This is a genomic window from Desulfosporosinus sp. FKB (assembly GCF_002196705.1).
GTDB lineage: Bacteria > Bacillota > Desulfitobacteriia > Desulfitobacteriales > Desulfitobacteriaceae > Desulfosporosinus.
Genome location: NZ_NADJ01000037.1, coordinates 16,856 through 40,258, shown reverse-complemented (window position 1 = coordinate 40,258; position 23,403 = coordinate 16,856). Strand labels below are relative to the sequence as shown.

General features: G+C 40.2%; 17 protein-coding genes and 2 pseudogenes. 17 read left to right on the top strand and 2 right to left on the bottom strand.

All coding sequences use genetic code 11. The features are described 5' to 3' along the window. Positions 1-2 precede the first annotated feature (2 nt). Positions 3-1,307 (top strand): (Fe-S)-binding protein, encoded by a 1,305-nt coding sequence (locus B5Y67_RS15250; RefSeq protein WP_088227289.1) that lies wholly within the window; start codon positions 3-5, stop codon positions 1,305-1,307. Positions 1,308-1,509: 202 nt separating this feature from the next. Here B5Y67_RS15250 and B5Y67_RS15245 read toward each other — a convergent pair whose 3' ends face one another. Beyond that, entirely contained in the window at positions 1,510-2,949 is a 1,440-nt protein-coding gene (locus tag B5Y67_RS15245; protein ID WP_088227288.1) for an APC family permease, read from the bottom strand. Between the two features lie 552 nt (positions 2,950-3,501). Here B5Y67_RS15245 and B5Y67_RS15240 point away from each other — a divergent pair. From B5Y67_RS15240 to hgcB, 7 genes and pseudogenes are all read left to right on the top strand, one after another. Further along, positions 3,502-4,617, top strand: a complete 1,116-nt coding sequence (locus tag B5Y67_RS15240) for an aldo/keto reductase (RefSeq protein ID WP_088227287.1) — start codon at positions 3,502-3,504, stop codon at positions 4,615-4,617. A gap of 271 nt (positions 4,618-4,888) precedes the next feature. After that, positions 4,889-5,731: a hypothetical protein gene (locus B5Y67_RS15235; RefSeq protein WP_088227286.1), complete on the top strand. Its 843-nt coding sequence runs from the start codon at positions 4,889-4,891 to the stop codon at positions 5,729-5,731. Between the two features lie 276 nt (positions 5,732-6,007). Then, positions 6,008-6,478, top strand: coding sequence for a hypothetical protein (locus B5Y67_RS15230; protein ID WP_088227285.1), 471 nt, complete (start codon positions 6,008-6,010; stop codon positions 6,476-6,478). Positions 6,479-6,792: 314 nt separating this feature from the next. Next, complete coding sequence (locus B5Y67_RS15225; protein WP_140419106.1) at positions 6,793-7,731, top strand: NlpC/P60 family protein; 939 nt, start codon at positions 6,793-6,795, stop codon at positions 7,729-7,731. A 356-nt stretch (positions 7,732-8,087) separates the two neighbouring features. Beyond that, positions 8,088-8,375, top strand: a pseudogene (locus tag B5Y67_RS15220) (metalloregulator ArsR/SmtB family transcription factor); the annotation flags it as partial. Between the two features lie 160 nt (positions 8,376-8,535). Continuing rightward, positions 8,536-9,534, top strand: a complete 999-nt coding sequence (hgcA, locus tag B5Y67_RS15215; protein WP_088227282.1) for a mercury methylation corrinoid protein HgcA — start codon at positions 8,536-8,538, stop codon at positions 9,532-9,534. Between the two features lie 20 nt (positions 9,535-9,554). Then, positions 9,555-9,845: a mercury methylation ferredoxin HgcB gene (hgcB, locus tag B5Y67_RS15210; protein WP_088227281.1), complete on the top strand. Its 291-nt coding sequence runs from the start codon at positions 9,555-9,557 to the stop codon at positions 9,843-9,845. Positions 9,846-9,848: 3 nt separating this feature from the next. Here the strand turns inward: hgcB and B5Y67_RS15205 are convergent, their stop codons facing one another. Further along, positions 9,849-10,529, bottom strand: coding sequence for a vitamin B12 dependent-methionine synthase activation domain-containing protein (locus B5Y67_RS15205; protein WP_242975990.1), 681 nt, complete (start codon positions 10,527-10,529; stop codon positions 9,849-9,851). A 485-nt stretch (positions 10,530-11,014) separates the two neighbouring features. Here B5Y67_RS15205 and caiT point away from each other — a divergent pair, with 485 nt between their 5' ends. The 9 genes and pseudogenes from caiT (at position 11,015) to B5Y67_RS15155 (ending at position 23,232) form a co-directional block, all read left to right on the top strand. Further along, complete coding sequence (gene caiT / locus B5Y67_RS15200; RefSeq protein ID WP_242975989.1) at positions 11,015-12,628, top strand: L-carnitine/gamma-butyrobetaine antiporter; 1,614 nt, start codon at positions 11,015-11,017, stop codon at positions 12,626-12,628. A 105-nt stretch (positions 12,629-12,733) separates the two neighbouring features. Next, positions 12,734-14,059 (top strand): MFS transporter, encoded by a 1,326-nt coding sequence (locus tag B5Y67_RS15195; RefSeq protein ID WP_140419105.1) that lies wholly within the window; start codon positions 12,734-12,736, stop codon positions 14,057-14,059. 117 nt (positions 14,060-14,176) lie between these two features. Next, complete coding sequence (locus B5Y67_RS15190) at positions 14,177-15,652, top strand: trimethylamine methyltransferase family protein (RefSeq protein ID WP_088227279.1); 1,476 nt, start codon at positions 14,177-14,179, stop codon at positions 15,650-15,652. Between the two features lie 411 nt (positions 15,653-16,063). Then, on the top strand, positions 16,064-17,797 hold the full coding sequence (locus tag B5Y67_RS15185; protein ID WP_088227278.1) for a sigma 54-interacting transcriptional regulator: 1,734 nt from the start codon (positions 16,064-16,066) through the stop codon (positions 17,795-17,797). Positions 17,798-18,088: 291 nt separating this feature from the next. Next, positions 18,089-19,567: pseudogene (locus B5Y67_RS15180) on the top strand (trimethylamine methyltransferase family protein). 46 nt (positions 19,568-19,613) lie between these two features. Beyond that, a complete protein-coding gene (locus B5Y67_RS15170; protein ID WP_088227275.1) occupies positions 19,614-20,255 on the top strand; it encodes a corrinoid protein in 642 nt (213 codons plus the stop codon). Positions 20,256-20,295: 40 nt separating this feature from the next. Then, positions 20,296-21,714, top strand: coding sequence for a trimethylamine methyltransferase family protein (locus B5Y67_RS15165; RefSeq protein WP_088227274.1), 1,419 nt, complete (start codon positions 20,296-20,298; stop codon positions 21,712-21,714). 50 nt (positions 21,715-21,764) lie between these two features. Beyond that, entirely contained in the window at positions 21,765-22,394 is a 630-nt protein-coding gene (locus B5Y67_RS15160) for a corrinoid protein (RefSeq protein ID WP_088227273.1), read from the top strand. A gap of 40 nt (positions 22,395-22,434) precedes the next feature. Then, complete coding sequence (locus B5Y67_RS15155) at positions 22,435-23,232, top strand: methyltetrahydrofolate cobalamin methyltransferase (protein ID WP_088227272.1); 798 nt, start codon at positions 22,435-22,437, stop codon at positions 23,230-23,232. Positions 23,233-23,403 lie beyond the last annotated feature (171 nt).

The window sequence follows — 23,403 nt, the reverse complement described above, 5'->3', positions numbered from 1 at the left end:
TCGTGTCCGTATATGATTCACTGGATTCGATTACCGAAGAACTCCATAAATGTATGAAATGCGGAAATTGCATGGCGGTATGTCCCATTTACAAGGAAACACGCAAAGAAGTCGGAGTTGCAAGGGGAAAGATTAGTTTAGCGGAATACATTCTCTCGGGAGAAGCAGAGATGACTAAGGGAATGGGGGATCGGTTTTCCCTTTGTACGACCTGTATGGCTTGTAATACCAACTGTCCCTGCGGGGTTCGGTTTGATAAAATTATTCTTGCAGCAAGAGCGGAAGCCGTCCGTAAAAAGGGGCTCCATCCAGTCAAAAAAATTGCCTTTACCGCCTTGAAGATGCAGCGAGTGTTTAATTTCGGGATGAAGGCGGGAAGTATCTTCCAGGGTGTTGCCTTAAAAAACGTACCGAATAGACACAGCAAATTAGCACGTATGCGCGTGGACGTTGGGATAGGTAAGGAGAAAGTGTTCCCAATGTTGTCTAAGAAGACCTTGCGTTCCGAGTTTCCTGACGTGATTACGATTAAAAACCCAAAGATGAGAGTTGGGTTTTTCACAGGCTGCATGATCAATTATTTTTACACGGACATTGGCAGAGCGGTGATCGAGGTGCTTAGGGAAAATGACATCGAAGTTGTCATTCCTAAGTCCCAGGCTTGTTGTGGTATCCCAGCCTCGGTCAATGGGGATGTGGCTTCAGCACGTACTTTGGCCAAGCGCAATTTGCGGGCGTTTGAGAGAATGGGTGCGGATGCCTTAGTTGTCGCCTGTTCTTCAGGTGGTACTGCTTGGAAGCATGTTTATGGAGAGTTGCTTGAAAATGATCACGAACTTAAAGCCTTGGCGGATAAATGGGCTAAAAAATCCTATGATATTTCTGAGTTCCTGATTCATCAAGTTCCCTTTAAGAAAGAAGGTTTGGGTCGAGTAGCGCGTAAAGTGACGTATCACGAACCTTGTCACTTAAACCGTGGACAGGGGATTAGTAAAGAACCGCGCGAAATTCTAAAAAGCATTCCCGGGGTGGAGTTGATTGAAATGAAAGAACCGGGCCGTTGCTGTGGTATGGCTGGATCATTCAGCCTTGTACACCCGAATCTCTCTGGACAAATTTCTGATCGCAAAACAGCAGATATCCAGACGACCAATACGGATACAGTAGCAACGGGTTGTCCGGCATGTCGGTTACAGCTGCAAAGTGGGGTCGAAAATGCTGAATTTGACCGAGAAGTATTGCATACTGTTCAAATTTTGGCTGAGTCTTATCGAGCCGGTAAGGAAGAACTAAAACGTTCTAAATAGTTGGTATGATGGAGCAAAAGAGTCCGCTATTATAATCTATAAATGGGGAATAATCGTCCTTTCAAAAGCACAAAAAAGCACGTGTCCGGAGTTCTCCTGACACGTGCTTTTTTGTGAATAAGGTCTGCTCACTCGTCCTCGTATGTAAGCTACTATGGAGGAAGGGGCGTATTTTTCGAACAAAGAGCTGGGTATGAAACGCTTAGGCTGCTTTTGATTTGCTAACAGGGGTTTGTTGATTTTCCGAGACAAGGTGCTGGGTATAAAACCACAGCGGGATATATAAAAGCAGTACACCCAGTCCCACAAGTGTGGACGACCAGCCGGAGTCCAGGGCGTTCAGATACGTAATTCCAACTAGGTACAGAGGAATATTGACCAGAGCGCAAATCAGCGCGATGATTTTCCATCCGGATGGAGCCTTGAATTCTCTGGGCAGCGAACGAAACTTTTTGTCGGAGTATACTTTTACATAGGCGAAGAGGCTGATGCCGTTGGCACAAATGTAGCCAATTGCCGAAGCGGCAAGAACCGCCGCAGGGGATTTTAGCGTGATTAGCGCTATATTGAAAAGCGCCGTGACCACCATTGCAATCACTGGAGTTCCATACTTATTCGTTTTTCCGAAAATTGCCGGAAGATTCTCCTCCTTCGCCATGGACTCCATCGCTCTGGCAGAACCGAAAAATGCGGTCTGGATGATCAGAATCATAGAGGCGATCAGCATAAATACGGCAATCATCGCACCGACGCTTCCGAAAGACTGCTTGGCGAGCAACAGCATGGGCGAGTTAGGTTCATTGATTACGGCATCAGTCCCAAGCGCTCCGATACAGGCTGCCTGTACGAAAACATAAATAAAAGCGCAGATAATGCCGCAAGTGAACAGGGATTTGGGGATATCCTTCTTGGGATTTTTATACTCCGGTCCGTAGATAGCCGCGGTTTCCCAGCCGCAGGCGCTCCATTCAGCCATGGCCATAATTCCTACAAATATCAGAAGATCCCGGCCGCTGCTCCAGCTCCAGGCAGTGGGGAGCATATTTTGCGTGATATTGCTGAGATGGAATTTTCCGTTCAGCATCGGAGCGACAGAGAGCACCACCAATGGAACGATGGAAATGACACTTAGAATATAGCCGAGGACGGCTCCACTGGCCAGACCGCGATAACAGACCATAATTAAAAGAGAAAACACAACGAGACCGGAAAGGATCGATAAAATTGTGGTATCGACATTTGCAAATACGGGCAACAGGTTATGCAGATACTGGCCGATCAACATGGCGTATACGGCCAAAACGGAGTTCCAGGAGAACCAGTAGCCCCAGGCGCTGAATCCACCCACAAGTTTGCCAACGTCATATTTGCCAATGGTGGTTCCCTTGAAGGCTTCCTGAGAGAAGCCAGGCAAACCGGATGCCTGGGGGAAAACCGAAGCCATTTCGCCATATGCCGTATTTTGCATGAAACCCTGAACTATGGAAAGGACCCAGACAATGATTGAAAAACCCAGAACATATTTTGTAAAGTAACCGATGGATGGCAGAATCAGCAGGGGTACACCCATTGCGATGGCCAGGCCCTGCTTCCAATCGATAGTGCGTTCAGAAGAAACCGGTGTTTGTTCTTTATTACTCATGATTGAACTTCCTTTCCACTCAATAAGCAATGGAAAATTAGATAATGTAAAGAGATCACTCGAAATCGTGATTGTATACTTCTAAAATTTCATGCATTAAGCCCTCCTCCAAATTATAAGCAAATTACGATAATGACTATATTCTGGAATAACTGCAATAATGTCGTTCCTTTCGACAATATTCTCAATAGTCATTTTTAAATTATAAGGCCTCTGTCTAAAACTGTGTTATACAAAATAGCTATATGGGATATAGTTTTCTAAGATTTTCACTTTTCTTCCAGAATATTAAAGCACTTAGCTTTATCCTTCAGATCAATCACACTATTGTATCGAGAGTCCGGCTTCTACTGTGGGCTTCGCCTCGGTCTTTGCCAAGGCACAAGCGAATATCTTTGACAAAATAAATACTATGAAATAAAATTACCATTATAAAAGTCCTTTGTGTAATAGTAATACAGTTAATAGTACTTTAAAAATAGTTATTGATTTAGAGTGTTATTATGTGCCCCTTACCTACCAGAAATAAATATTAGAAAAGGAGTGCGTCAAATGCAGTATACGCAATTTGGAAAAACAGGACTTAACGTTTCCAGGTTTGGGCTCGGTTGTATGCGATTCCCCTCAAGTGAGAAAGATGCGATCGAAATGGTTAGGTATGCACTAGATCATGGAGTAAACTACATTGATACCGCTTACATGTATAAGGATAGCGAATTAATCACTGGCAAAGCTCTTCAAGATGGTTATAGAAATAAGACATACTTAGCTACGAAAAACCCTATCTGGCACATTAATAAACATGAAGACTTTGAAAAATACTTGGATGAGGAACTAAAGCGTCTTAGAACAGATTATATTGACGTTTATCTTCTCCATAATTTAAGTCATGGCAATTGGGAGAAAGTCAAAAAATTTGACGGCTTTACGTTCCTGGACAAAATGGTCCAAAAAGGAAAAATTCGGCACAAAGCTTTTTCTTTTCATGGAACATTAACCGCATTTAAAGAAATTGTAGACACTTCTGACTGGGAAATGGCGCAAATCCAGTTAAATATTTTAGACGAAACCCTGCAAGCGGGGGTTGAAGGTTTAAACTATGCGGCAGATAAAGGATTGGCCATGGTCATCATGGAACCGTTAAGAGGAGGATTCATGCTCAATAATGTACCCGAAGAGGTATACGATTTAATTAGCCAATATCCAGAAAAACGCTCTCTTGTTGAGTGGTGTTTCCGGTGGCTTTATAATATGCCTGAAGTATCCGTTATTTTAAGTGGAACAAGTAATTTGGAACAGTTAAAGGATAATTTGAGAATCTTTAATGATTCCGCATCGAATGTTATGTCAGAACAGGATCAAAATCTCATTAAAAAGATAAGAGGAATTTTTGAGTCGAAAAATAGCATTGGTTGTACAGGCTGTAGATATTGTATGCCCTGCCCCCAAGGTGTCAGTATTCCTGAAATATTCCGTCTCTATAATAGTAACCAGCTTATGAAATCCCATTGGGTTGACAAAGGGGTCTATCGAATCAGCTTGTTGCCTTCAGGTTCTGGTGCAGATCAATGTATATCTTGCGAACTTTGTATGAAGCAATGCCCACAGGGTCTAAATATACCCTTCTTACTTAAAAAAGTTCACGAAGAATTTACGGCCCAACCTTAATTAATTGCCAGCATAGAATGACCAAAGTAATATTTAAATAAAAAATGACCTTGCTTTTGAGGAAATCAAAAGGCTCTCTCCTTGGAGGGAGCCTTTTTTTCAGTTATTATTCAGCTTTTCCTCAGATCGAATTCAGCTAGTAATTTTATAATAACAGTGTCCTTCAGTGGGGTATCATGGATTTCGCAGTACATAATCACGTCAGACAGAAGGATAGAAAAGCAACTATTGGTTAGGCAACTTTAATAAATAAGAAAGGAAGAAAGCATTAATGAGTAAACCTTTATCAAACACAATGACTCCCTTGAAGAATGTCCTAAATAAGGTTCCGGAAGTTACCATCATGTTTTGGATTATTAAACTGTTGTCCACATTTATGGGGGAGGCAGCATCAGACTTTCTGTCAAGCCTGGGCGAACACCGTGGGGGACCGCCTTCGGGAATGGGGCATGGACCAGGAGGCCCTCAGTCAGGTATGTCAATATCCTTTACTCCATTCATGGGAATCATGTGTTCAGTTCTAATCTTAACGATGATAATACAGATCCGATCAAAACACTATGAACCATGGAAATATTGGTTAAATGTCGCAGCAGTCGCCGTTTTTGGTACTGCTGCAGCAGATGCTGTGCATTTGGGCTCTTTGATGATTACATCTTCTGTATTTGCGGCAATCTTGGCAGTTGTCCTAATAACTTGGTATATAACGGAAAAGACGTTGGATGTTCATAATATCAATACACTCCGCCGTGAGATTTTTTACTGGGCTACAGTACTTGCCACTTTTATGCTTGGAACTGCTCTGGGTGATTTCACCGCTATGAGTCTCCACTTAGGAAATTTTGTATCGGGATTGATGTTCATCGGTTTGATTGCTGTTCCAGCTGTTGCCTATAAGTTATTTGGTATGAATGAAATAGCGTCCTTTTGGTTTGCTTATATAATTACACGGCCTCTTGGAGCCTCCTTTGCAGATTGGCTGGCACACGAACGTGGCCTTGGAACAGGTCCAGTAAGTCTGGTATCAACAATAATCATTCTTGCTCTTGTCGCTTATGTTTCATTTAACAGTAAAAAAGAAAAAGAAACTATATTTAATCCCAAGATCGCATAGATAAATTGATTGATTGTTAATGTGCTCCAGAGTGGCGACATTACAACGGTGGATTGGCAAACCTATAAAGCGGATTTGTCAAATCATGGTAATCCAGCCCATAAACCCCGGCGGCTATAATGTTGTCGGGGTATCTTTGCGTAGCGTGTTAAACTTACTAGAAATTACAGTTAGTAGGATAATCTAACCAAACATGCTAATTTAAGTCGTTTAATGTATTAAAAATTGCAATTGTTCCAATACTATTTTTAAAAAATGGGTAATGGTGATTATTAAATGCCAAAGTATCTTATTTATCCTTTATATGCAGCAGTATTTGCAGTGATATTATCAGTTTGTGTGCCAAGAAAGGATATTCAGCGCTTATCGATTCATGGAATTATATTTGGCGGCGTTTTTGAAGTTATACTTCATATGCTCGGAAAATTAACTGGGTTATATGGATGGTATGCCCACGGTCCACTTGGGTATATGGGTATTCAAATTTTTTCGCCGGTGTCGTGGGGAATTTTTTTTATTTTATATTTTTACTTCTTGCCAAAATACAAACCTTTGAACTATATTTATATGGCAACTGCAATAATTTTTAGCATTCTCTACACAAACCTAGTTATAAGTTTGGGAGTCTTTCACTGTTATGACAGGTTCTTCGTTCCCTTGATTGCTTTTATATTTTGGTTTTCAGTAGCTACATGGGGTTATTATAAATTAAGTAATTTCATTGAAAAGAAAGAAATGAATAAATAATTCCTAAGATATCATATCCTACGGCCATTGGTTGTAGGATATTTTTTTACCAGGAATATGTATCCCACGAGCACTTGCAAATTAATTGAGAAAGTGTATTAATTTGGTATTATTTGTCTAGCAGCGTATGAATTTTTGCTTATAAGGCTTATCGGAATCATGAAGGAGAATATTTGCCTTTAACCAAATTTCTCGGAAATCAAAATATTAAATCCCTAAAGGAAATATTGGAGAAATGAAGAATATATAAAAGAATCAAGTAATAGAGATGGGTGAAATGGTTGAAAAAAGCATTTACATTGGTAGTTATCGTCATGAGCATACTTATACTGGCATCACCTCGAATTTCACTAGCTACAACGTCCGAGAATAGTGAAACTATATCAGGTGTTACTAAGACAGTTGGAATAGTAACAGCATCTGCACTTAATTTACGTAAGACAGATGTGTTTACCTCGACAGTACTTACTGCCATTCCTAAAAACACTCAAGTTGATGTAATTTCCAAAAACGCCAACAATTGGTACAATGTAAAGTACAATGGTCAGACTGGTTGGGTTTCGGGAGCCTATCTAATAGTTAAGACGGTTACTGATACATCGTCAGAAATCACAACAGATACGATTTCCGGGAGCAGTGAAACTATATCAGGTGTTACTAAGACAGTTGGGATAGTAACAGCATCAGCACTAAATCTACGTAAAACAGATGTAGCCACATCAGCAGTACTTACTACTATTCCTAAAAACGCTCAAGTTGATGTGATTTCCAAAAACACCAATGATTGGTATAACGTGAAATACAATGGTCAAAATGGATGGGTATCCGGATTATACCTAACAGTGAAGACTGTCACGGATACAACCTCCGTGACAGAAGTTTCACGGTCAGATAGTTCAAAACTTGTGGACGATGCCCTAAGCTTAATAGGAGTTCCCTATGTTTTTGGAGGAAACAGTCGTAGTGGGTTTGATTGCTCAGGTTATACCCAATACGTATTTAAGGGTGTAGGTATTTCTTTACCAAGAACTGCTGCAGAACAATTTAAATTGGGAGTCTCAGTGAACCGGGAGCAACTACAAGTTGGTGATTTGGTATTCTTTTCAACGTATGCTCCGGGAGCATCCCACGTAGGTATTTATATCGGTGGCGGAAGGTTTATTGCAGCTGATTCAAATAAAGGTATTTGTATTTCGAAACTTGATGATGCTTACTATACTAGTTGTTACCTTGGTGCTCGTCGAATAATCTAGTATTTGCAAGACGCCAAGTCCAACCTAAAACATATTGCAACTAAGCATTGGACTTAGTTGCTTTTTATTATGATTTTAAGGTAAGGTTAAACTCCAGTGCATTTCTAAAGCACTTTATTATAGTTAACAAGGCGAAATAAACAGCAAAAACGGATTCCATGTTTTAGATATAATTTAAAACAGGGATTTAGTGGTTTTTCGTCCCTGCCTGATGATGGCGGGGGTTCTTTTGTGCAGTTTTGTGTACTGAATTTACGAAACGAAAATTATTGGCATCCAGCAAAAAGATATATTGATGTTTTTCAATATGAAGCATATACTTAACATATCGAAAATATTAGATTTGAGGTGTTGAAATGAACACACGAAATCAATACGAAAGGAACGCTAAAGTATTTAAAGCACTTTGCGATTCTAACCGTCTAATGATTATTAAAATGCTTCAAACTGGTGAAAGATGCGCTTGCGAAATTTTAGAAGGGCTCCATATAGGACAATCCACTTTATCACACCATATGAAAATACTTATTGAATCTGGGATTGTGGCAGGTCGCCCGGAGGGAAAGTGGATGTATTATTCATTGAGTCAAGAGGGATGCGAAGCGGCTAAAAATCTTCTTGATGATCTAACGAGGGTTAAAGACAATGGCAATAGGGAAGAGTGGGACCTTGGAGACCTGAAAGTAAGGGTGACGATGAGCTCTTGTGAGGACGCAAGAAAAATGGAAGGCAAGAACTAAGACTTAATGCAACGAATATCTAATAATGAAATAATAGGTCTAAGTTAGAAAAGGAGTACGATGTATGTTGGATATCGTTTTGAATAGGGAAATTAAGATTAACCCAACCTCAAGTCAATTAACAACCCAGGACATTTTAGGAGCTTGGAAGGCCAGGTGGGGAATCAATCGAATGAATTATAAAGTTGAGCCGGGACTTTATCGGTTGGGTAATCCTGATCCAAATGCTCCAGTACTGGTAACAGCTAATTATAAGATGACCTTCGATGCTCTGAGAAAAGAATTGACTAATTTTGATGCCTGGATTCTAGTGCTGGATACTAAGGGGGTTAATGTTTGGTGTGCCGCCGGCAAGGGTACATTTGGAACAACTGAACTTCTAAATCGCCTTGCGGTGGTTCAATTAGATAACGTTGTATCTCATAAAACCTTAATCCTGCCTCAATTAGGAGCATCGGGTGTCTGTGCACACGACATCCAAAAGTTTTCTGGGTTTAAAGTAGTCTATGGACCAGTGAGAGCAAAGGATATCAAAGAGTTTATTCAATCAGGAATGAAAGCCACAGATGAAATGCGGACTGTTACGTTTAGTGCTTATGATCGGCTTGTATTAACTCCTATTGAACTAGTAAGTACTTTTAGAATTTCACTCATGATTTTTGGAGTGCTCTTTCTTTTGAATCTTATAGGCATTGGCCCTTTTGGCGCTGTAGATTTCTACGCTTACGTTGGTGCCGTAATTATTGGAAGTGTACTTACCCCGGTATTGTTACCCTGGATACCCGGACGAGCTTTCGCATGGAAAGGCTGGTTTCTAGGATTTATCTGGGTTATTGTCAATTTACTGATGGGATGGCCATCTTCTGAATATAGCGTCTTAAAGGCTCTGGGTTATCTATTGATATTGCCGCCAGTATCTGCCTACTTAGCAATGAATTTTACCGGCTCATCAACGTATACCTCATTTTCCGGAGTCTTGAAGGAGATGAAGATAGCCATTCCCGCGATGATTATTTCCATCGGTCTAGGAGCAATTCTGATTTTGGTTAACAGTTTTATTTAAGCGTTAAAGAGGTGTAAGCGATGAAACACAGCTATTTAAAAAATGTTTCTACATTGAGAATGGACTCCGGTAAATGTACGGGCTGTGGAATGTGTCTGGAAGTTTGCCCGCATCATGTTTTTGTTATGAGTAAAGGGAAATCGATAATCGTGGATAAGGATCGTTGTATTGAATGCGGTGCGTGTGTTAAGAACTGCCCGTTTAAAGCGTTAGAAGTTAAGCCTGGAGTAGGTTGTGCCGCCGCCATCATTAAGGGGTGGTTAACCGGAACTGAGCCGAGTTGCGATTGCTCAGATGGCAGCTGTTGCTGATTTTTACTTATACTTTTGCTCATACAAATCAGGATCGTAGGGAGTCTTTCGTCCTGGACATTTTTCTCGAGGGCAAAGTTGACAGTTCTCGTACGTTCCTTCCTTGGCAAAACGAATGCCGGATATAGATTTAACCGGAATGAGGAGAAAACTGTCTGTAAGTTCTACGCCGATGAGTTCCTGAACACTTCCCAAAAGTTGAAACAAAGATCTCTGTTCATTAATTGGCCAATCAGGTAGTGACCCGGGATTCATATTTGAAGCAGAAGATAGGCTGAACTTTTGATCAATATAAGATTTAAGGTTTGCAGAAGCAGAATAAAGGATCATTTCTTTTATAACATCGGCTGCGTAACTCTCGAATATATCTGTTATTTCTTTTGACCATAGATCCAATTCATGTCCACATGTCACGACAAAGGGGAAAACTCTATGAACTTCTTCTAAATTGATCCGTAGTATTCGACTCCTGAATTCGATACTGTCAATAATTACGCAATCATTAGCCTTTGATTCGATAAAAGAAGCTTTTATAAGTCCCTTAGGCTTCGCTATTTCCTTGGCCTTCAATGCGAGCTCTAATATACGGTTTATGTAAGGGCTATTTTCACGCAGACAAAGTTTCATAAGAAGCTGTTTCTCACTAATTTCGTAAGGAAGATGGAGAACTACAGGTTCAATCATAGACACACCCTTTCTAAGCGGATTATGTTATGTAATTCATCCTTCTTATAGCACAATGCAGGTTTTATGCCATTATTACGTTTCGTTAATATGGATTTTTAGGGATTAGGTACTAGGGCTAAAGAATTCTTTAGCTATTTATCTGATACCTTAGATGTATAAATTTTCTTATCTTTTTTTTACACTTTTTTTCTTATTTTTACACTCAATTGTAGGAGCTGTAATGTCATCAATTGAGTCTATCTATATTTCATAAAAATACGCATTTATAATAGCTCTTCTAGAGCTATTTGTTTTGTTTTGAAAGATTTTACAAAAGTTATGTCATACAATCTTTTTGGCATAAATCTTGCGATAATAATCTTTCAGTTATCAACGCGTTATTGGGAGTTGTTGCCGGACACTTAGACGAAAGGGGATGAGAATTATTCAATTTATTTTTTAGAAACTGAAATTTGCGATGGGAATTAGAAAGGAGGATGTTAATGAGCACTAAGAAAACAATTGAGAAGTTAGAGACAGACAAAATTCTGTTCTTCTTGCCGATCATCATAGTTATAGGAGTTTGCATTTACTTAGGCCTCGACCTTAAAAGGGCCAGTGAGGTGATTAATAATACTTTCGCTTTCGTTACAGGAACTTTTAGTTGGTTTTATCAGTTCTTTACATTTGCATGTTTAGTAATTTGTTTATACATGATTTTTGGCAAATATAGCGCTCTTAAATTTGGCGAGGGACAACCGGAATTTTCAACTTTCAGCTGGCTATCTATGATTTTTACTGCAGCTTTGGGTGGATCGTTAGTTTTGTGGGCTACCATCGAACCGTTTTATTATCTGATTGGGCCTCCTTTTGGTGTGAAGCCATATACTACTGAAGCTTACCGATGGGCGACTGCGTATCCCTTGTTTCATTGGGGTTTTACAGGTAATTCCATGTACTGCGCCTTGGGTGTAGCCTTTGGTTATATGTTCTGGGTGCGTAAGAAAGATGTAAATAGAGCAAGTAGTGCATGTGCGATGCTCTTGGGCGATAAAATCGCAAACAACTGGATCGGAAAAGTAATCGATATTTTGCTGATACTTTCAATTATAGGAGGAATAGCTACAACCTTAGGGTTGGCAACTCCATTGGCCAGCGAACTGATTGTTTCTGTATTCGGAATTCATCGTTCGATGGCGATGGACGTTAGCTTGATTATTTTCTGGATTATTATCATTTCTCTCTGCGTATACTCTGGACTACATAAAGGAATTAAATTGATCAGTAATGTACGGATGTGGTTAATCTTTGCGGTATTAACTTATGTCTTTATAGTAGGACCTAAGGTCTTCATATTGAATAATTTTTGTGAAGGCTTGGGAAATATGATGAATGATTTCTTCAAAATGAGTTTTTATACTGAACCTTTTGACAACAAGAGTTTTAACGGTTTCCCCCAATGGTGGACAATTTTCTACTGGGCCTGGTGGGCAAGTTATGCATCACAAATGGGAATTTACTTTGCCCGGATCTCCAAAGGACGTACAGTTAGGGAATTTTGCATCGCTATTTTGACAGCTACAGGACTAGGCGTTTGGATTTTCTTTGCCGTTTTCGGCAATTACACTTTACACACATTTATACATGAGCGTTTACCGCAGTTGGCAGACACCTTAAATAATTTAGGCAATGCTTCAGCTGTAGTTCAGGTCTGGTCGACGCTGCCTCTGCCAAAGGTATTCCTCTTCGCTATGCTGCTAATGACACTATTGGCAACGATTACCTTGATAAATGGCACAGCTTATACTCTAGCCATACTTAGCACCAAGAGAATTACTGGGGAGCAAGAGCCTGCCGGTTGGAACCGGATTTCATGGGCCGTTGTCTTAGGCATCCTGGCATTGGTTCTTATGGCTATCGGCGGTTTAAAAGCGGTACAAACATCCAGTGTTCTAGTATCCTTACCCATGCTGTTTATCTTTATCATCATTTTCATTGGTTTCTTCAAAGTGATTAAAGAAGACGATTGGGGAAATTTCCAACGTAATGCGGCTAAAACTAAAAAATCAACAACCGATGTTGATACTGTAGAGAAATCCTACAGCCAATCAGTCTAAAAGGGGAATTTGAAACAATAAGGATTTAAACACTTTGCTGCTTAGGAAATCCTAACTCTTTCAATCAGCAACGGACATTATCCTGAAATAGGGGGATAAGATTTAATGGAAATGAAATTCTCATTTGAGGATATAGAGTTCACGCCATTCCTGAAAAAATTAACCCTATTCTCCGGTGGGGGCTGCTTCCTCGATGGATATATCATGGTAATCATTGGACTGGCACTCACACAGCTTGGCCCACATCTTCATCTTAACGTGTTTTGGACGGGATTGATTGGAGCATCAGGACTAGCAGGACTGTTCGTCGGTGGTTTGATTTTTGGGTACGTTACAGATTTGATAGGGCGGCAGTTAATGTTCACCATCGATTTAATCGCGATTATTTTCCTTTCAATCTTACAGATGTTTATCACAACTCCGATGGAGCTTTTCTTACTCCGTTTTGGCGTGGGAATCGCGGTTGGAGCAGATTACCCTATTACTACAGCCCTTGTTGCTGAATTTACACCCCGTAAACATCGGGCTTTAACAATGGGATTTATTGCTGCAGTCTGGTATATAGGCGCTACAGCAGCAGATATTGTTGGCTACTTATTAGTCGATGTTCCAGGAGGCTGGAAGTGGATGCTAGGAAGTTCCGCAATTCCGGCATTATTACTCATCATAGGCCGCTGGGGGACGCCTGAATCCCCACGTTGGCTTATAAGTAAAGGAAAGATCGAAGAAGCAAGAAAAATTGTAAAGCAAGTATTCGGTCCTGACGCTGAACCTGATTTAGATGAGACTGTAGAGAAAACACAGTTTATCAAAGTATTTAAGAAGGGTTATCTAAAAAGGACCTTGTTTGTTGTTATTCTTTACACGGCGCAGGTATTACCTATGTATGCCATCTATACTTTCGGTCCACAAATCCTGGATGCTTTCGGATTAGGATCTGGAAATAAAGCAATTTTGGGGGATATTGTCATAAGCTTTTTCTTTTTACTTGGCTGTATTCCTGCTATGTTCTTGTTGAATTCAATCGGCCGCCGACCTTTGCTTATCGGTGGATTTGCAATCATGGCTATAGCAATGAGTATCCTTGGGTTATTTCCAACGGCTTCGATTTTCATAATCCTTGGGGCATTCGCTATCTATTCCTTTTTCTCTGGAGGACCTGGAATATTGGAATGGCTTTATCCCAATGAACTTTTCCCAACAGATATTCGAGCCTCGGCGGTAGGGGTTGCAGTTTCATGTAGTAAAATTTGTACTTTTCTTGCAATGTTTGGTCTTCCCTATTGTATAAAGACGTTTGGGATTGGGCCGACGATGCTTATTAGTGCAGGAATTACCGTGATAGGCCTTATTGCATCAATCGCTTGGGCACCTGAAACCAAGGGGTTGACACTAGCTCAATCGAGTTCCATAGATTCCTACCTTAGATGACGTGTCTATCCTATAGTATCGTTACGAATGCTGTTTATCCTTCATCATCAATATTGGATTCTCTAAAGTAATCGAGGAAAACTTATTTACTCAATCGATCTAAGGAGGAGAATTATTATGGGTTTAAGAACATTAAGAGCAGGCATTCCAATGATGTCGGGTTTTAGTTTAAATACGTTTACTAAGGAGCAATTGGATTTAATTCATTTTGCTACTTTAGAAATTTTGAGGGATTCCGGAGTTAAGGTTGAACTAGCAGAAGCAACAGAAATTTTTGCAGGTGCAGGTTGTATGATCGAAAAAAACGATGACTATTCAATTGTTAAGATTCCTGCCTATGTGATCGAAGATTGTTTGCATTGGGCGCCAAGCAATATCGTTTTTTACGGTCGTGACCCGAAAAACGATTATGCTGTGGACGGCAAACGTACGGGTATCAGTCCCTTTGGTGAGAATGTTCAAGTAATTGACCGGTTTAGCCGGACCGTGAGGAGATCGTTTAAGGAAGATTTGGCTCAGGCGACCTTAATGTGTGACTACTATGACGAGGTACCCGTGGTTGAGCGGGCATTATGTTCCGGTGATAAAAACCCTGACGCTCAAGCACTGCATAATTTTGAAGCAATGGTTACCCATACCTCCAAGCATCTTTTCCTTTCCATTGGTAGAGAGGAAAGCGCTAAAAAAGTTCTACAAATGGCGTATGCAGTCGCTGGAAGTAAAGAAAATTTTGAGAAACGTCCTTTTGTTTCCGCATTTGTCTGTCCCACCAGTCCCTTGGTTTTAAGCAAACAATGCTGTGAAGGTACGATTACTGCGGCGAGAGGCGGCGGAGGTGTGGCAATTATCCCAATGGCATTAAGCGGCGCGACTGCACCAGCAACCTTAGGAGGAACATTAGTGCAACATAATGCCGAGGTATTAAGTAATTTAGTCTTAGCCCAATTGACCAGAAAGGGAACACCGACCATGTATTCTACTTGCAGCACCATTATGGACTTGCGATTCACAGTGGCCGCTGTGGGTGCACCGGAATGGGGAATACTCAGCGCTGCATTGGCCAGCGTTGCCCAGTATTACAATTTACCGTTCTGGGGGAATGGCGGTCAGACGGACAGTAAATTGGTTGATGCACAAGCTGGTTATGAATCATCATTAACAATGCTTTTAACAACACTCTCCGGTGCAAATATTACTTATGGTGCAGGTTGTTTGGAATCGGGATTAACCTTTGATTTTGCTAAATTTGTTCTAGACATCGAAAACTTCAGACGAGTGCACAAAGTGATTGCCGGAATCGATTTAAGTGATGAGTCACTTGCTTTGGATATTATTAAAGAGGTTGGCCCAGGGGGAGAATTTATGACCCATCCTCATACATTTAAACACATGCGCGAAATGTCCATGTCTACCGTTTTTGACCGTAGAAAACGTGAGGTTTGGATGGAGTATGCGGGCGGCAAAGATGTTACTGAACCTGCTTATGCAGAGACGGATCGAATATTAACGACATACAAAGCAGCACCTGTTTCCTCTGATGCTATCCGTAGAATGGATGAAATTATTAAGGAGTTTGAGGAACACTCGTTTTAGATAGTATTAGTATAGAAAAACAAGAAGAAACCACGCTAAGAGTTTATAAGAAGAGTAACTGGAAAGTTAAAGCGTCCCTTTAATAACGTTAGAGTGGACGCTTTTTATATGTGCAAAACTAAGAATGCATGGAACAAATCATTAGAACACATCCTCAGTAAACATAGAGGGTTAGGTAAAACAATCTCAATAAAATACAAAGATTACCATATGTCATATAAAGTGAGCAGGAAAATCCTATTATTGAGAGAATATAAGAATTCAGCAAATATTATCAGAATACTGATATAAAGATTAGTTTTCAGAAAAATCATTATCGGGGGGACTACTTCATAAGACTTTATTTGACCGTCTCATAAGCGAGTATTTGCGTATTTGAAAGTGAAAAATTTTAAGAAAGCAGGTGTCTTAATGAAAGTAGACGTTTCTCTCCTTAAAGACTTTCTTAGGGTTTTTATTTCTGAAATAGATCAAGGAGTTGCCATTATTGATTTTGATGGCAAGTTCGAAATGTACAATTCGAGTTTCGCTAGAATTTTTAATAGAGAGTATAACGAGCTAAAGAACAAAAGAATTATTGAGGTCATTCCTAGCTTTAATAAGCAATATTTAGGAACTAAGGTTATTATTTTTGAATCTTTAAAGAGAATTAGCATTAGTACACTTTTTATTGGAAAGGAAAGTACGAGTGAATATTATATAGTTATCGTATCTGAAATTGCCGAACATAATGAACAAATGCATCTTTTATTAAATGAAGCTTTTAAAGAGGTTTTAGATAATATTGATGAAGGAGTCATGATTGTTGACTCAAAGAATCAAATTATTTACTGTAATAGTGTTCAGCTTGAGTTTGATGGATTGAAAATTGAAGAAGTTATTGGTCAACATGCCTCAGAGGTTTATAACTTTGATCCGGAAATAAGCACCTTGGGAAAATGTTTAAAGAAGGAAAACTTCATTGGACCATATGTTCAATTTTATAAATCAAATGGTCAATTTGTTCGTGTCACTGGTAATAACTTTCCCGTTAAATATGATAATAAGTTGGCTGGGGCTGTAGCTATCTATAGAAATTTACAGATAAGTAATATATTTGAAAACAAATTAATTGAACTTAATAAAGGATTGAAGTTTGATCAGCAAGATTGCGATCTTGTCCCAGTGAATAACTTAGCAGACAAAAAATATTTTACGTTTGAGGATATCCGAGGTAATAGTACTAGTATTTTAGAAAGTATCAGTTGGGCTAGAAGTGCAGCAAAATCAGATTCATCTGTTTTTATATATGGTGAAACAGGTACAGGTAAAGAAATGTTCGCACAAAGTATTCACAGTAACAGTAATCGATGGCAGAAGCCATTCGTGTCTATTAACTGTGCTGCAATTCCTGAAACATTATTGGAGGGCATAATTTTTGGTACAGTCAAAGGTGCATTTACGGGAGCCATAGACCGAAAAGGTGTATTTGAAGAAGCGGATGGTGGTACCCTTCTTTTAGACGAAATAAATTCAATGCCGCTTTGCCTGCAAAGTAAATTACTTCGGGCTTTGGAAGAAAGAAAAATACGGCGCCTGGGAGGAAAGCATGAAATACCTATTGATGTACGAATTATTAGCACATGCAATGTCGAACCCAAAGAAGTCATTCGGCAGAATCTAATGCGAACCGATTTATATTATCGCCTTGCGGTGATTAACTTGGAGGTTCCGTCTTTGCGTGAAAGGAAGGAGGATGTTTATCTTCTTGCCCATTCTTTCGTACAATATTTTAATTCTAAAATGAAAAAAAATGTCTGTGAAATTTCTCCTGAAGTTCTTGAATTGTTGCAAAGTTATGATTGGCCTGGGAATGTAAGACAGTTGAGGAACTGGATTGAATCTGCAATGAATATGGTTCCGGAGGATGAGCCCGTTTTTGGCAAAAAGCACTTGCCTAGAAGTTTTAAGTCCTTTATGACAACGCTAAAGGATGAAGAGTTAAAAAAAGAAAACATTTTTACTGAAATGAGGGAACAGGAATACACGAGAGTGGTCAACGCATTAAAAAGACATGGCGGAAATATTACAAAAGCGGCTAAAGAACTCGGTGTAAGCAGACAGGTTTTGTACTACCGAATGAACAAACTCGGTATTAATAGATAATTCTTAATCAATCCTGTATATATGAGCGGTGTAGAAATTTGTTCAAAGAAAATTTGCGAATTTCTACACTGCTTTTCTCTTTTTTTATTAGTAATAACGAAGGAAACTGAAAGAAAAAAGAAAAATCAATTTTGAACCGTATGAAACCAGGTAATTCAAAATTAAAACTGTAAAAAATAAAATTTTATAAAATTTCTTAGGTGATCAAAGTTTTGGTATGGCTTTTGCAATTACTACGTAGACAGATGAACAATTACTGTTACATCAAAAAAATTAAAATGGAGGTAGAAAATGTCTAGGAATTCACATTCCAGCTTTACCCGTTCGGGTAGTTTCGGCGTCGATGTTTTTTCACAGGATGAGCTTTATGCTATTCATTGTGCAACTCTTGATGTCTTACAGCATACAGGAATAAGTGTGAAAAGTAAGGAAGCTCAAGAAATATTTGCAGCCGGTGGGGCCAAGGTCGATCCAAAGGATGATATTGTAAAAATCCCTCCCTATATGGTTGAGGAAGCTGTTCGTTCAGCTCCCAAAACAATTTTGCTTGCTGCCAGAGATCCAAAGAAAGATTATATACTGGAAAGCAAACGGGTTGGTTTTGTTAATTTTGGCGAAGGGACGAATGTCATCGATCCTGTTACAAGGAAATATCGTCCCAGCAAAAAGCAAGATGTCGCTAATGCTGCTAAAATGAGCGATTATCTTTCCGAGATGGATATCAGTTATCGTGCAGTGGTTGCTCAAGATTATCCAGGGCCAGCACAGGCCTTGCATAATGCAGAAGCAATTTTTCCTAATACCAGCAAACACTTTTTTATTGGCGCTGACGGAGTGAAAAATGCCCGCAAATTAATAGATATGGCAGCAGTAGTTACCGGTGGATGTGAAAAATTAAAAGAAAGGCCTTTAATTAGTTTTAATGTTTGTCCGACCAGTTTGTTGAAGCTGATTCCAGAATGTACGGACGTGGTGATTGAAGCAGCTAGAGCTGGAATCCCGGTTAACATTATCTCCATGGCTATGGCAGGTGCGACCTCACCCGTGACTCTGGCGGGAACAGTAATTACTCACAACGCAGAAGTGTTAAGCACCATCGTACTCAGCCAATTGGCCTGTAAGGGAGCACCTTGTATTTATGGAAGTTCAACGACGATCATGGATATGCGGAAAACGACGGCACCGGTAGGTTCTCCAGAGCTGGGAATGATTAGTGCCGCGGTTGCTAAGATGGCTCAATATTATAATCTTCCCAGCTTTGTTGCCGGTGGATAGGCAGACAGTAAAGTACCTGATGCTCAGGCTGCACATGAAAAAACTCTGACTGGTCTCCTCGCTGCCCAGGGTGGCGCGAATCTGATCTACGGAGCGGGCATGCTTGACATGGGAATGACCTTCGATTTTGCCCAATTTGTAATAGACAACGAAATATTTAAAATGATCCGGAAGGTTATCGATGGAATTAGTGTTACTGATGCGAACATGGCTGTGGACATAATCAAGGAGATTGGTCCTGGCGGTGAATTTCTCACTCAGCAGCATACTTTCGATAACTTTAAGAAGGAACAATCCCATAGCAAATTATTTGATCGTTCCATGCGGGAAACCTGGGTAATTGATGGTGAGACTAATTTGACTGAGCGAGCTTATGCCGAGGCTAATGACATTCTTAACAATTACACGCCTTTACCTTTGTCTGAAGATATTATGGAAAAGATTCACAGTATTGTTGAGGAAGCTGAAAAAGAGTACGCAGCGAAAAAGGAATAACTGTTACCACTCTTTCCTTAGAAATAATTAAATGGGAGCGATTTAAATGACGAATGAGGAGATTTTAAATACTATTATAGAAGGGGTAAAGGAGGGCGACGAGGACAAGGTTTTTGAGTGGACTAATAAAGCGATTGCAACAGGAATCGAGCCGCTTGTGGTGATCAATGATGGACTTACCAAAGGCATTCAAGCAGTTGGTACCTTGTTCGGGAATGGAACTTATTTTTTGCCGGACTTATTGCTTGGTGCTAAAGCAATGGATGCGGGAATCAAAGTTATAGAGCCACTTATGGTAGATCAAAAAAGGGATTATGTAGGCCGGGTGCTCATGGGAACTGTTGAAGGGGATCTGCATGAAATCGGAAAAAATATTGTCATCATGATGCTGAAAACGGCTGGTTTTGAGGTGCTGGATTTAGGGGTCGATGTTCCTGCGAAAAAATTCATTGAGAAAGCGCGCGAATTCAAACCTGATATCATTGGAATCTCGGCACTTTTAACAACAACTGTTGGACGCCAAAAAGAGATAATTGAGCTTCTGGAAGAGGAAGGTCTTAAAGGTAAGGTTAAGGTGATGATTGGCGGGGCACCGATTAATCAGAATTGGGCGAATACAATAGGGGCCGACGGATATGCAGAAGATGCATCAGTAGCTGTTGATGTTGCAAAACGACTTTTGGCATAGAGGAAATTGATAAGAGGTTAATATAAATGGAGGTAGAACGATGAGGTTCGATTATTATTCCGAAGAACAATTGTTGAAAGTTCATGAAGCAAGCCTAGATCTTCTAAAAAAAGTAGGGATTAGTACGAGTTCTGAAAGGTTTCGGGCCCTACTTTTAGATAATGGCTGCATTGAAAAGAGTAAGAGAATCCTTTTTACACAGGATGTCATTGATAAAGGGCTGAAGACTGTACCGGCAGTTTTTAAGTTATGCGGACGAAATGATCTCCATCAATTAGAAATTGGTCAGAAAAAGGCTTACTGTCAAACATTAGTTGGTGCTCCATCTGTAATTGATTTAGAGAGCGGCGAACGTAGGGATGCCCTCGTGAAAGATTTAGAGGATACGACTCGCTTGGCCGATGCATTAGATAACATCGATATTATTTCGCCTCTCTTTCCTAGGGACGTCCCCCAAGAGATCATATTAACTATTGAAACAGCTACCTGCCTTCGGAGTACTTCCAAACCCTTAAGTATTTGCGTAGAGTCTTCACGTGAGTTGAAATTTATCAAAGAACTTCTCATCGCAACTGCAGGGAGTGAACAGGCTCTTAGGGAAAAACCAATTGCCACTTTACCGGTATCCCCGGTTAGCCCTTTGGAGTACGGATTTGGTCCAGCGGAGGCCTTATTGGATATAGTCGAAGCGGGCCTGCCTTTAGGTATAGAGCCTTGCCCGCAGATGGGTGCTACAGGTCCGATGAGCATGAATGGTCTCGTGGCCATGCACAATGCGGAGATTTTAGCCGGTGTCATTGCAGCTCAATTGTATAAACCGGGTTGTCCTTTAACCATGTCTTCACGTGCCACGTTTATGGATATGAGAACGGGTCTTGCATTATGGGCTATGCCGGAAATGGGTCTTATGTCCGCTGGTCTGAATCAATTGGGCCGTTACTATAACATACCGGTTGCTCCGGGTGGATATTGCGGAAGCTCTAAGATTGCAGATGCGCAGAGCGGTTATGAGCATCTCTATAATGCCTTGATGGAAGCTCTTGCTGGCAGTGATATCATTGGTTCGGCGGGTTCACTGGATAATGCTTTAGTTGAATGCTACACCATGCTTGTTATGGATGATGAAATTTCTTCAGTTGTTAAAAGAACAATCAGGGAATTTGATGTTAACGATGATAACTTAGCAGTGAATGTTATTGCTGAGATTATTGAAAAAAATGATAACTTCCTCGGCCATAAACACACTAGAAAATATATGCGTTCAGGGGAACTTTGGATACCTCCTCTGAGCAAGAGACAAACATTTGAACAATGGGCGGCACAAGGCCAAAAAATTGAGGATATGGCAAAAGATAAGGCCAAGAATCTTCTAGCTGTCCATCAGCCGGCGCCTCTTGGTGAGGAGGTAGAAAAAGAGTTCACAACCATTATAGCTGCAGCTAAAAAGGCATTGATGTGAGGCTTCTCAAGGTTAGATAAGCATGACAATTATAAGGAGGAAGAAAGCCTATGGTTAGTTTTGAATCCTTAGCTCAAAGTGTTATTGCCGGAAGAGAGGCACAAGTTAAAGAGCAAGTACAGGAAATGATTAACGCTGGTGCGGACCCCTTGGATGTTATCAACCAAGGATTAATTGCTGGAATGAATATCGTTGGACCTCGTTTTAAAGCAGGTGACATGTTTGTTCCGGAAGTACTAATGTCTGCAAAAGCAATGTCAGCTGGGATTGCACTTGTAAAACCACTTATGACCGATAAAGAATTGCCTTCAATGGGTACGATCGTGCTAGGAACCGTGAAAGGTGACCTTCATGATATCGGTAAAAATTTAGTCGGTATGCTGCTTGAAAGTGGTGGATTTAGGGTCGTGAATTTAGGAATTGACATTGCTCCAGAAGCATTTGTACTGGCCGTTAAAGAATATAAAGCGGATATCGTGGCTATGTCGGCTCTTCTTACCACGACTATGTTAGGTATGAAGGATACGATTGAATTAATTAAAGAAGAAGGATTAAACGTTAAATGTATCATTGGTGGTGCACCGGTCTCTAAAGACTATGCAGATAAGATTGGAGCAGATGGTTTTGCACCAGATGCAGCTTCTGCGGTTGACCTTTGTAAGCAATTATTAAGTGCATAAGCAGACCACGATGTAAACGAATGATAAAGGGATGAGGAAAATGTTAATTGTAGGAGAACTAATTAATGCAAGCCGAAAAGCTATTGGCGAAGCGATCTCAATTCAAGACGCAGAAGCGGTAAAAAAGGTTGCCATTGATCAATATGAAGCAGGTGCAAATTTTATTGATGTCAATGCCGGTATTTTTGTAGGGAAAGAATCGGAATACCTTCAGTGGCTGGTAACAACAGTTCAAGAGGTCGTTGATGCACCCTGTTGCTTAGATAGCCCAGATCCGGCAGCTATTCAAGCAGCATTGTCCGTGCACAAGGGGACAGCGATGATAAATTCAATTTCTATGGAAAAAGCTCGCTATGATGCTTTGATTCCTGTCATTGCAGGAACAGATCTTAAGGTTATCGCTTTATGCATGAGTGATGAGGGAATGCCGGAAACAGCCGAGCAACGGCTCAAAATTGCAGATAGACTCATTAATGGATTAGTACAAAATAATATGAAAATCGATAATATCTATGTTGATCCTCTAGTTCAACCCGTAGCAACCAATAAAACTTTTGGAATCGAATTTCTTAAGGCGGTTGAGGCTATTTCTACCGAATTTAAGGGTGTTCATACAATGTGTGGATTGTCCAATATTTCTTATGGATTACCAAATCGAAAGTTTATTAATCAAGCATTCGCAGTAATGGCTATTGCTAAAGGTCTCGATGGTTTGATTATCAATCCACTAGATAAGAGAATCATGGCCAACCTAATTACAGCTGAAATGTTATCTGGACGGGATGATTATTGCAGTAATTATCTAAGAGCATATCGATCAGAAAAATTTGAGTTTTAACCCAGCGAATCTAGATTTAACCGCTAAATGAAAAGATTATTCTTTGGTGGTTAAATTCCGAACATTATTAAATAATCTTATCGAGGGGGGTAGATCGAATTGATCACACGGACTCTAAATTCGTGCAGGCGGGTGAAACTCCCGTACTCCCCGCCATTTATAAATAAGGGT